The 3,846-nt window shown below is 54.2% G+C and carries 3 protein-coding genes and 2 pseudogenes; 2 read left to right on the plus strand and 3 right to left on the minus strand.

The genetic code is table 11. The annotated features are described in order from the left end of the window. Nucleotides 1-1,117: 1,117 nt before the first annotated feature. Nucleotides 1,118-1,389 (minus strand): annotated as a pseudogene (locus AX760_RS02715) (transposase); the annotation flags it as partial. Nucleotides 1,390-1,690: 301 nt separating this feature from the next. Here AX760_RS02715 and AX760_RS02720 point away from each other — a divergent pair. Beyond that, nucleotides 1,691-2,143, plus strand: a complete 453-nt coding sequence (locus AX760_RS02720; protein ID WP_071831305.1) for a hypothetical protein — start codon at nucleotides 1,691-1,693, stop codon at nucleotides 2,141-2,143. Nucleotides 2,144-2,149: 6 nt separating this feature from the next. Here AX760_RS02720 and AX760_RS02725 read toward each other — a convergent pair whose 3' ends face one another. Beyond that, entirely contained in the window at nucleotides 2,150-2,932 is a 783-nt protein-coding gene (locus AX760_RS02725; RefSeq protein ID WP_083531040.1) for an IS1595 family transposase, read from the minus strand. A gap of 54 nt (nucleotides 2,933-2,986) precedes the next feature. Next, a pseudogene (locus tag AX760_RS28100) lies at nucleotides 2,987-3,163 on the minus strand (transposase); the annotation flags it as partial. A 335-nt stretch (nucleotides 3,164-3,498) separates the two neighbouring features. Between AX760_RS28100 and AX760_RS02730 the strand changes: the two are divergent. After that, on the plus strand, nucleotides 3,499-3,726 hold the full coding sequence (locus AX760_RS02730; RefSeq protein WP_071831307.1) for a hypothetical protein: 228 nt from the start codon (nucleotides 3,499-3,501) through the stop codon (nucleotides 3,724-3,726). The last annotated feature ends 120 nt before the right edge of the window (nucleotides 3,727-3,846 follow it).

Here is a 3,846-nt window from a genome sequence, read left to right on the forward strand (position 1 = left end):
ATATTTACACAGAACAAATTTAATCGTCACCGCCGAATATTTCTCACGATGTAATATTGGAGTTTTATTGAAGATTTCTATCGTCAATTTTAAAAATTTGCATATATACATAAATATATTTACAGAATAATTTTATGTAAATTTAATGCTGACTGGTGCAGATATCAAGGGGAAAATACAAGATTTTGATATTTTACCGCAAAGCTAATTTCCAAACCGCGGATAAATACTTTTATCGCAATCCCTTGATGCGACTCTCTCCGCGTCTTCTATTTCCTTAAATAAACGCAGAGACTATTTCATTTGGCTGGCCGCAATAATTTCTGTTGAACAATATTCGCACGCTGACTGATGTCTATGACAAAAGGGAAATCGAGCTGGCGCAGTTGAGACGAATTTAACAGCGCCGGCCGATGACCGGTCCACCGACGACCGCGATAGGAAACGAAGCGCGTGGAATGGAGTCACTCGCCTCTGTCGAGCGGTGCCGCTGCGAGGCTTTAACCAAGGACGTAGCGGCTATTGCGTGATAAAATGTTGATAAGTTCCCGGTCGGCCAGGACCGCCATTGACGAGCGACACAGCGCTAGGCATGAGGATTTGCAACGACTGGCGCTTGATTATAAGCAGTCAGCGCCTAGTTGATCGTTAGCTTGCTCTATTGCTTCGGCTTGGCGATCATGAGGTTCGGCTGACGAGGTGACCTGCTGTACATGCTTCCCGCAAGGAAGTCAGGTTACGCATGACGAATGAAGGAGAGCGCAATGATCCTACCACCGAGACCGAACGTTGCGGCTGAACTTCGTAAGGCACAATGTGCTGAAATGCTTGATCAAATCCTTGATGACCTGGTCAGTTTGTCCGTGGCTAGCGGGTGGAATGAGGACGAACTCTGCACTGCCATGGACAGCTTTCTTGAGAAGAGGCGGTTCACGTCAAAGCAACGTGACGTGTCGCGCATGAAAAGCAATTGATCTGGGGAGTGTCACCACTCTCAAGTCCGCAACAGCCGATGTGCCACGTTTTTTAAACGGGGTCGAATACCTCCAATAAGCAGTCGGCAACTCCCCTCCGGCGTTCAGCGCAGCAAACCTGTTTTCTACCGCGCGCAGGCGGACAAAAGCCCGTGATCGTTTTCTAGTATGTCGCGCTCCGCCTTCAGCTTGGTCACATCGCGCCGACGCGCTCGATCTCACGCTGCTCCCGCTTCATCTGGCCGCTACCAATAAATGACTGAGCCGGATCGGTACCGTATTCCCGAACCCACTGTCGAAGCAATTTCTCATGAATATCGAGATCGCGGGCAGCTTGCGACACGCTGACACCGCGTTCCTTGACCAGCTTCGCAGCCTCAATTTTGTATTCCCGACTGGGCTGTCGTCGTTGCAATCATGCTCTCCGGTTTCATCAGGAACACCTTAACTCAGTGTCCAGGAAACCGGCAGCAGGCCAGAGAATGCGGTAGCCGAAAGCTTGCAGAAATAAAGTAACCCGAGGGCGTCGACAAATCTCGGGGCTATTCAGTCGACGGTAGCCGCTGCAGCCGGAAATTTGTCGAGAGAAACCAGAAAATGATTGGCATCATCCTCGCAAGCTCGCGCTCAATTTTCCGCTATTATGTAGGACCCACCACCAGACTCCATTCGTTTGATGCCTTAGTCTAAAAGCTGTGCTTTTAGAGAGGGTTACGATGCAGATTGTGGATGAATTGAAGAGGAAGCGTGGCGAGGTCAGCGGCCGCATTGATGCGCTGAGAAGCGAGATTGCGGCGCTCGAGGAGCAGCGCGCGGCGTTTGACACCGTTCTCACGGTGTATGACCCAGGCTATCGCCCAGAGGAGGCCGTTCCGGCTCGTATCCGGAGGCCGTCCAAAGTCTCAGCAAGTGACGTTACTCAGTTGCTGAAGGGCATCGACAAGCGTGGCAGCCTTCTGCGCATGCTGAGGGAGGCTGACGGGCCGATTTCCACGGGTGAATGCGCCAGGCTGTTGGCGCGGCAGATCGGTATCGCTGACGACGATCCGCGACTGGGCCAGCTTGGCAACGTGCTATCCCGAGACCTCGACAAGCTCGTCAAGAACGGACGCGTGCGATATGCTCCCGTCGGCGACGGTGGCCGCCGCCTGTGGGAGATCGCCGCCTGAGCGGTCTCAATCGTCTTCGGGGCTGACCCCGTTCGCCCAGACCAAGTCCGGCGGCTTGTTGCCCTCCCAGTAGCCGCACAAATTGCGCGACGTTTCCCTCGACAGCGCGAAGTGAACCATGCCCCACATCTGCGTGCCGTTATCGACCCGGCGGTTGTCCTCCCGCCAGGCGATCTCGGCGGCGTACCAGTCGAAATACTTCACCGAGAAGCGATGATGGATGCCGACATAGGCGCGCTGCACACGGGAGAAGAAGCTTTCGACGTGGTTGGTGTTGATCCCGTCCTCGGTCTCGTATTCCTTGCTGTGATTGACGCGCTTCAGTTCCTGCAGGCCCGCGAGGTCGTCGTAGCTGAAGTGCTCGTCGGCGTGGATCGTGGAGCCCTTCTTGACGTGCTTCTTGGCAAACTCCCATGCCTCGTTGCTGTCCTCGGTTCGGATGACGCGGGTGACCGTGCGTTCCCGTCCCCGGCCGAGCAGCGTCTTCTCGCGCATGGCCAGGATCGTGAGGCGCTTCAGGTTCTGGTACTTCTTCTTGCGGCGATCCTCGCGGTCTTCCTTGCGGTTCTTTGGCTTGATCTTGCCGCCCGCGTACTTGCCGTCGATGTGAATTTCGCCTTCGAGAACAATATCCTCGCGTCTAGTGGCGATGGCTTCGCGCATCTTCATCAGGAAGACCCATGCGGTCTTGTACTGACAGCCGAGCTCGCGGGAGAGCTGGAGGGCGCTCTTGCCCTTGACGCTGTTCACGGACAGCCACAGGCCCATCAGGATGTCGCGGAACGACATCTTGCGGAACGCGAAAACCGTCTTCGAGGTGACAGAGAACTCCTTGCGGCACTTCTGGCATTTGAAGCACTGGCGGCGGACGTTGTAGCAGCGAGGATGGTCGCAGTTGATGCAGACCGGACGGCCGCCAGTCTCGGGCCAACGGATCAGACAGAAGGCCTTGAACGCATCGTCCTCGGTGACCTGGCGGAGCTTTTTAAGCGTGAAGGTCCGGCATTCCGGAGACAGCAGGAAGTGCTGGTTGCCCCAATATTTCTACCCTCCGAAGAACCTCCAGATCATCTGAGTTGAAGGAAATCGCGGATACGGCAGGCACGTTGATGTTATTGGGATCTTCCATGTTCAGCACCTTCAATGAGGAAAATACGAGAGCGTTCGCCGTTCAGGCGTGGGGTTGTCGCAGCTCTATTCGTATCAATCTGAACATCCGGCAGGCGTAGCAGATCCCCAAGAGGGAGTCGATCGGCCTGTTATAGGATGGTTAATAGCTCAGAATGGAAAAACACATTGTTCCGCAAACGATCTGGGCTCAGCATTTAGTTGATTGATCAGCAAAGGAGTAGTCAATGAAACCCACGATCGGAACGGCCGAAGCGGAAGATTTTGAACTTGTCTTCTCGGGATCAGATCTTACCGCGATGCAGCGACTGGTCGACAAAGTTTTTGCTTATGGTAGCACGAACTCCCGCATCGTCATGCCGACCGACGACGCAGAACTCGCGTCGATTGCCATTGCCGCAGGGGCTGCTGCGGCCCGCCGGGCTTCACGTATCCTCTCCGTGTGGAATGCGTAGCCTGAGAGTCTCGCGAACTGTTTTTCTGTTGGTGGTGGCTCCTACATAATAGCGCAATTTTCGTACGACGTCTTGTGCCTTGCCAAAGGCGAATGGTTGTGATGAACTTGATTTTATATC

This window comes from Pararhizobium antarcticum (assembly GCF_001885585.1).
Lineage (GTDB): Bacteria > Pseudomonadota > Alphaproteobacteria > Rhizobiales > Rhizobiaceae > Pararhizobium > Pararhizobium antarcticum.